The organism is Synechococcus sp. R6-7 (assembly GCF_047461695.1).
Taxonomy (GTDB): domain Bacteria; phylum Cyanobacteriota; class Cyanobacteriia; order Thermostichales; family Thermostichaceae; genus Thermostichus.
In genome coordinates this window covers 1-6859 of the sequence record NZ_JANSHS010000161.1, presented here as the reverse complement: position 1 = coordinate 6859, position 6859 = coordinate 1, and the positions used below count along the sequence as shown (strand labels likewise).

Sequence of the window (6859 nt, the reverse complement as noted above, 5' to 3'; positions counted from 1 at the left end):
AACAGAGACATAGGGCTAGTCCTCGATGGGATCCCCCGTCAAGGGATCCCAGAACAGGTGGAGTCAGGCGGCAGCCAGCCGGGCATTGGCGGCATCCCAGTTCACCAGGTGCTCCAGGTAGGCGCTGATGAAGTCAGGCCGCCGGTTTTGGTAATCCAGGTAGTAGGCGTGCTCCCACACATCCAAGGTGAGCAGGGGCGTTTGACCGTGAACCAGCGGATTTTCGGCATTGGGGGTTTTGGTGACCTTCAGGGTGCCGTTGTCCAGCACCAGCCAGGCCCAACCGCTGCCAAATTGGGTGGCGGCTGCCGTCTTGAAGGCTTCTGCAAACTTGTCATAGCCGCCAAAGTCGGCGTTGATCTTGTCGGCAATAGGCCCGGTAGGCGCACCTCCCCCGCCTGGCTTCATGGATTCCCAGAAAAAGGTGTGATTCCAAACTTGGGCAGCATTGTTGAAGATACCCGCTTTGTTGGGATCCCCAAAGGTGGCCTTGATGATTTCTTCCAGAGACTTGTTGGCCAGATCGGTGCCCTCGATGAGCTTGTTCAGGTTGGCTACGTAGGCTGCGTGGTGCTTGCCGTGGTGGTAGGAGAAGGTTTCTGCCGACATGTAGGGCTTGAGCGCGTCAGCAGGATAGGGCAGAGCCGGGAGTTCAAAAGCCATAATCGTCTGTCCTCTGTGTCTTGTGCAAGGAATGCAAGAAAGAACGCGGCGAAGGGTCAGGATAACCAGAAAAAGGCGTTACCTTTCTTTGCAGTTTTAGTGTAACTCAGAATCAGTACGCGCTGGGATCCCTTGGACACCTCGATTCCGGTTGGAACCCTGCTCGACCCCAGAGAGGTGGAATCGCGGCTGTCTCAGCGCAATTGCCGATAACCACTTGTTGGCCAGCGGTTGGAAAAGCGAGATGTCCCAGCTACAGAGGGCTAACGGGATCCCTCCCGCAACAGCTCGATCAGCAGGGGAGCGACATCCCTGAGCAGGGGGATCAAAACAGCCGTGATGGCGGCGATGGTCACTACATTGCGGGTGAAGTTGAGGGTATCGCGGCTGAGCTGGAAAAACCGCTCGTCCCAGCGTTTGACCTCGGCCTCCAGACGTTCTTCGGCGCCAGCAATGCGTTCCTCGGCTTTGGCAATGCGTTCCTCGGCTCTGGCAATGCGTTCCTCGGCTCTAGCAATGCGCTCCTCGGTGCCGGCAATGGTTTGCATCAGCTCTTGGTTTTGCCGGGCCAGTTGGGCGATGGCCTGAGCGTTGGCCTCGACAGTGCGCTCGATGCGCGCCAGCCGCTCCTCGCTGTAGGTCATGGATCCCCCCTAGGGACGACGGAACTGATGCGGGCTGGGGAAGTCCTGAGGTGGGATCCCTTGCAGAGCCTCAGTCATAAAGCGCTTCCAGGTGGGGGCAACAAAGGCCCCGCCGGCGGTGCCGGGCAGCATGGGGGAGTTGTTGTCGTTGCCAATCCAAATGGCGGTAGACAGTTGCGGCACATAGCCGATGAACCAAGCGTCGCGGAAATCAGAGGTGGTGCCGGTTTTGCCAGCTACGGGTCGCCCATCGTCCAGACGAGCCGCCCTCCCGGTGCCTTGGGTCACCACCCCTTTGAGGATCTGGTTGAGGGTGGCCACCGCCCAGGGATCCAAAACCCGCTGCGGCTGAGGCCTGGCCTCGAAGAGGATTTGGCCGTTGCGATCCACCACCTGGGCCAAGAGGGTCGGCTCCACCCGATATCCGCCATTGGCAAAGACCGCATAGCTGGCCGCCATCTCCAGGGGGCTGACGCTGGCCGAGCCCAGAGCTGTAGCCAAGTTGGGAAACATCTCGGCACTGATGCCGGTGGCCTGAGCCGCTGCGATGACGTTGCGGATCCCAACATCATCGGCCAACTTGACCGTGGGCACGTTGCGGGAGAGCTCCAAAGCCCGAGCAAAGGTGAGGGAGCCATAGAAGGTGTTGTCGTAGTTTTTCGGGCTGTAGGGTGGCGAGCCGGGATAGGTGACGGGGGTATCTTCCAAGATGCTGCCGGGTGAATAGCGCCCGCTGGCCAGAGCCGCGTAGTACACATAGGGCTTAAAGGTGGATCCCGTTTGGCGAAACGCCTGGGTGGCGCGGTTAAATTGGCCCCGCTGAGCGTTGATCCCGCCCACAATGGCCTTCACATAGCCGGTACGGGGATCCACTGCCGCCAAAGCCATTTGATCGGCACGACGAGCTGCCCCAATGCGGGGGCCATCTTCGTTGACAATGCGCTGGGCGATGCGTTGCAGACGCAGATCGATGGTGGACTGAACCCGCAGCCCTCCCTGCATCAGAGCTTGTTCCCCATAGCGGCGCCGCAGCTCCGCCTCAATGGCGTCGGTAACTGCTGGGGCGTTACTTTGAAAGGAGGTAATGCGGCCTAAGGTCAGCTTTTGCTCCCGCGCCGCCTGGGCTTCCTCGGGGGTAATCCACTTCAGCTCCACCAGACGATCCAGCACCAGGTGCTGCCGCCGTTTGGCTCCCTCCAGGTTGCGAAAGGGGCTGAGGGTTTCCGGGGCCGGCAGGATCCCAGCCAACATCGCCGCTTCAGCCAAGTTCAGTTCAGACGCATCCTTGTTGAAGTAGCTGCGGGCTGCCGCCTGGATGCCGTAGAGATTGTGCCCCCAGTACACCTGGTTGAGGTACATCTCCAGGATCTCGTCTTTGCTGAAGACCTGTTCTAGGCGCACCGCCAACACGATCTCGGCGACTTTACGGCTGAGGGTACGCTCCGGCCTCAAAAACAGGTTCTTGACCAACTGCATTGTCAGGGTGGATCCCCCCCCCGCCGAGCCTATACCCCCCTCCACACTGCCTAGGATCGCCCGGCCCAAGCTGACCGGATTAATGCCTGGATGGGTGTAAAAGTGGCTGTCTTCAATGGCCAGCAAGGCCTTTTTCATCTCCGGCGAGACCTGTTCAAGGGAGATCACTTCCCGGTTGGCCTCCCCGTGTAGGCTGGCAATGGGCTCGCCCCGAATATCGACAATGTGGGTGGTGGCAATGGGCACGTAATCCCGCAATTGATGCACATCCGGCAAGTTGCGGAAGCTAATGGCCAGCCCCACCAATCCGGCAGCCGTCGCCGTGGATCCCAAGAGCAGGGATCCCAGCAACAGATTGCCCACCACACCGGCAACCTGGGCAATCCGGGAGGGGCGGGTGGGTGGGGCATAGTCGGCATGCTCGTCAAACCCCGATCGGGAAAAGGGGGAATTGGAGACACGCTCCAACCCCGGCTTTCTCGCCCGGCGGGCCAATGGTCTGCGACCGTAGGTCACGTCAAAAACCTTGTCACGTCCGTATTGCGAAGCAACAACAAGCCAGACCCATTATAGGGCGGCGTCTATCGGCCCGGCAGGATGGCCAACCTCACCCATCGACAACTCCAACCGGGCTAGGTGGAGCGAGTTGAGAGCCGACCATCTTTTGCGTGGGCTTAATTTGCGTGGGCTTAAAATGGCTCATGGGTTCAGCCGGAGGAGCAGGATTTGAGTTTATCGTCAGCCTCAGTTTCGCCAACGTACCGGGATCCGTTGATAGCCCAAATTGTTGAGCGGGGGGTGGCCGAGATCTTTCCGGGAGGGCCTGCTGCCCTGGCGGAGCGCCTGGCCACAACAAATCGTCCCTTGCGGGTGAAGCTGGGCATCGATCCCACCCGACCGGATCTGCACCTGGGGCATTCGGTGGTGTTGCGCAAGTTGCGCCAGTTCCAGGATGCGGGCCATGTGGCTATTTTGCTCATCGGGGACTTCACGGCGCTGGTCGGGGATCCCACTGGCCAATCGCAGGCCCGTCCCCGCCTCACCCCAGCAGAAGTGGAGGAAAACGCCCGCACCTACTTGGAGCAGGCCGGCAAGATCTTGGATTTTGAGACCCCTGGCCGGCTGGAGGTGCGCCGCAACAGCGAGTGGCTGGCCCGCCTGACTCTCAGCGAGCTGATCGAACTCCAGGCCCAGATGACGGTGGGGCAGATGCTGGCCAAAGAAGACTTTGCCCAGCGCTACCGAGCTGGAACGCCAATTTATCTGCACGAATTTCTCTATCCCCTCCTGCAGGGCTACGACTCGGTGGCTCTGGCAGCCGACGTAGAACTGGGGGGAACCGACCAGCGCTTTAACCTGCTCACCGGTCGGGATCTGCAAATTTGGAAGGGCCAAGCGCCGCAGTTCTGCGTGACGGTGCCGCTTTTGGAGGGGTTGGACGGGTACCAGAAAATGTCCAAGTCCAAAAACAACTACGTGGGGCTGACTGAGGATCCCCTCACCATGTACTCCAAGCTGGAGAAGGTGCCGGATCACCTGGTGGAGCGCTATTTTGAGCTGCTGACCTCGGTGCCCCTTGCCGAGCTGCCGCAGGATCCCCGCCAGCGGCAGATCCTCCTAGCCAAGACCCTAGTGGCCCAGTTTCACTCCCCCGCAGCGGCAGAAGAGGCCCAGCGCACCGCTCAAGCCCTGGTGCTAGACGGTATTCTTGCCGAAACGGGATCCATCCCCACCTTTGCCATCGATGGGTTGTCTTACCCTGTTAAACTCAGCTACATCCTGCGTGAGTGTGGCCTGTGCAAGAGTGCCGCCGAGGCCCGTCGGCAGATTCAAGGGGGCGCCGTGCGCCTGGATGGGCAAAAGGTGGAGGATCCCGACCTGGAGTTTGCCCATGCCTCGGAGCTGGCCGGGCGGATTTTGCAGGTGGGCAAAAAGGCCTTTCGTCGGCTAGTGAAAGGCGCAGATTAGTCTTCCCCTCTCCCTGTGGGAAAGGGGTGAGGGGATCCATCAACGGGCAGGCTTGAAGCCGAGTCCGGTTTTTTTCTGCCTGGTCTTGGCTGGGGGATCGGACAGAGGAGAAGCTGACGAAGTTGGCGGGAAAACGGGCTCCGGTTTGGGCCGGATCGAGCCCGCCTCGGCTACTGCCTCAGAGAGCTTTTGCCGCACCAGCTCCTGAGTCTCCAAAATGTTGGGATCCGCCGCCCATTCCGGGGCCTCTCGAACGGGATCATCCTCGGAGGTGAACTCCAGGTCGTAGGTCTCGGCGCGGTAATCGAGGCTGAAGCATTCCCAAGCCCGCAGACTGTAAAAATAGGGGAACAAACGCACAATGCGCTCAATATCCAGGTGCGCAGCAAAGCGACGAAAAGCCTCTTCTTCAGACACCGGAAAAGGGGCGTAATGTTCTGAAACAAACCACCGCAAGAACTTCCGCGCCTCTGGGATGATCTGCTGGGCAGGCAGGGATCCCAGCACCGCTGCGTTGAAGCAGTTGACCAACAGGTGCTCCAGCATTACCGCGTTGTACTCGGCAAAGCAGGTTTGCTCGCGGCTTTCCACCGGCTGCCAGGGCATGTTGCCGTTGGCGGCAATGAGCAGGTGAACCAGGTCATGGGAGGGGTTGGTTTGGATGTAGCCGTGCCCCTCCAACTTGGCGCCATCGCAGCTAAAGAGCTGGTGTTGGGGGCTCCAATAGAACTTGAGTTGCTTTGCCGCCATGTTCAGTTCTCCTCCTCACCCAGGGGATCCTTTTAGAGCTTACACCTGCACTGATGAGCTGCTATGAACTATAGGCCACGGAGGAGAGCGCCGGCTTATTTGACAATTGGTCAGCGAGAACGCTTGCCACAAGTGGCAAAACAAAGGGGTCTTTATCTCGAAGCAATTCTCGGAGCAGACAGGCTTTAGCCGCCCTACTAGGCTCAAAGCTGAGACCCGCTGTGCTCGCATTGTGAAAAAAGATGAACTCGAGATCCTCTAACTGCAGTAAAAATCTTTACGCCTACACCAAGCGCTACAGTAGCTTTCGGAATTACTGGGTGGTATTGTAACTCCCTACTTTCATGCCACCCCACTATGCTTGCACTGGCAGCTGCAATGACTGTAAAAATACAGCCCGGTCAAGTAAAAAGCCAAAAAGCTGGTTGGCTGCTTCTCCTGGTGCTCGTGGGAAGCTGCCTTGTCGGCTGTGGCTCTTCCGGCGGTACAGCCATTGAGCCGTCGGCTGTGGGATCCCAAGCTCGCCTGACATTCAATGGGGCTCTGACCCGCTCCTTTTCTGGCACACAAGGGGAAATGGAGTTCAACATCGCCCTCCTGCAAGGCGGGGATCCGCCCCAACCAATAACCCAGCTCTCTGCCAGTCAGGTCAGCCTGCAGGTAAACCGGGTAACCGACTTGCTAGGGATCCCGCAGCCGGTAACCTTGACCCTGACACCCACCCGGATCGAGAACCCCCCGCCGGATCTGCCTCAGCGGCCTTTGCTCATGGCTGTGCTGATGGATGGCTCAGGCAGCCTGTTGGTTTTGGATCCCCAATCTCGGCGCTTCCTGGCTGTTTTTCGGCTCCTGGATCAATTTCGCCCTGCACCCCTGGATCTGGGCGCCATTCTGCGCTTTGACAACCGGGGAGCAGGCTTTGGCGTTACAGCCCTGCGGCAGCCTCTGCGCACGGCTCAGCTGTTGCAAGACTTCACCGGCGACAAAGAGCTGCTGAGACGAGGGGTTTTGCGTGCTGTTCCCGGAGGGAACACCGCCCTTTACGATGCCACGGTAGAAGCCGGGCGTTTCTTGAGCGACTTTCGGCCCACCGAGCGTTTCAACCGCCGCTTGGTGGTATTCACCGATGGGATTGACAACGAAAGCACCCGCTCCATCAACCAAGCTACTCAGGAGCTGACAACTTTGGCCAGAGAGCGAGGACAAAAACTCACCGTGTATGTGGTTGGGTTGGGGGTCGATTTGAATCTTCTGGAGTTACAGCGTCTGGCTGCAGCTACTGAGGGGACTTTTGTGCTGGCACGGTTTGCGGATCAACTTAGCTAAACCGCCGGGAAGCCCCGCACTCTCTGCAACAG

At 59.3% G+C, this 6859-nt stretch carries 6 protein-coding genes; 2 read left to right on the top strand and 4 right to left on the bottom strand.

Annotated elements, in window-relative coordinates; genetic code table 11:
* Positions 1 to 63: 63 nt before the first annotated feature.
* The 3 genes from NW815_RS05590 to NW815_RS05580 all read right to left on the bottom strand — a co-directional run bounded on the left by NW815_RS05590 (position 64) and on the right by NW815_RS05580 (position 3299).
* Entirely contained in the window at positions 64 to 663 is a 600-nt protein-coding gene (locus tag NW815_RS05590; RefSeq protein ID WP_414389339.1) for a superoxide dismutase, read from the bottom strand.
* A 263-nt stretch (positions 664 to 926) separates the two neighbouring features.
* Positions 927 to 1307, bottom strand: a complete 381-nt coding sequence (locus NW815_RS05585; RefSeq protein ID WP_414389340.1) for a hypothetical protein — start codon at positions 1305 to 1307, stop codon at positions 927 to 929.
* A gap of 9 nt (positions 1308 to 1316) precedes the next feature.
* Positions 1317 to 3299: a transglycosylase domain-containing protein gene (locus tag NW815_RS05580; RefSeq protein ID WP_414389341.1), complete on the bottom strand. Its 1983-nt coding sequence runs from the start codon at positions 3297 to 3299 to the stop codon at positions 1317 to 1319.
* Positions 3300 to 3554: 255 nt separating this feature from the next.
* On the opposite strand from NW815_RS05580, the gene tyrS reads away from it, so the two are divergent.
* Positions 3555 to 4751, top strand: coding sequence for a tyrosine--tRNA ligase (gene tyrS / locus NW815_RS05575; protein ID WP_414389346.1), 1197 nt, complete (start codon positions 3555 to 3557; stop codon positions 4749 to 4751).
* A gap of 39 nt (positions 4752 to 4790) precedes the next feature.
* Here tyrS and NW815_RS05570 read toward each other — a convergent pair whose 3' ends face one another.
* A complete protein-coding gene (locus NW815_RS05570) occupies positions 4791 to 5501 on the bottom strand; it encodes a hypothetical protein (RefSeq protein WP_414330718.1) in 711 nt (236 codons plus the stop codon).
* A gap of 447 nt (positions 5502 to 5948) precedes the next feature.
* Here NW815_RS05570 and NW815_RS05565 point away from each other — a divergent pair, with 447 nt between their 5' ends.
* Positions 5949 to 6827, top strand: a complete 879-nt coding sequence (locus NW815_RS05565) for a vWA domain-containing protein (RefSeq protein ID WP_414389344.1) — start codon at positions 5949 to 5951, stop codon at positions 6825 to 6827.
* Positions 6828 to 6859: the final 32 nt, after the last annotated feature.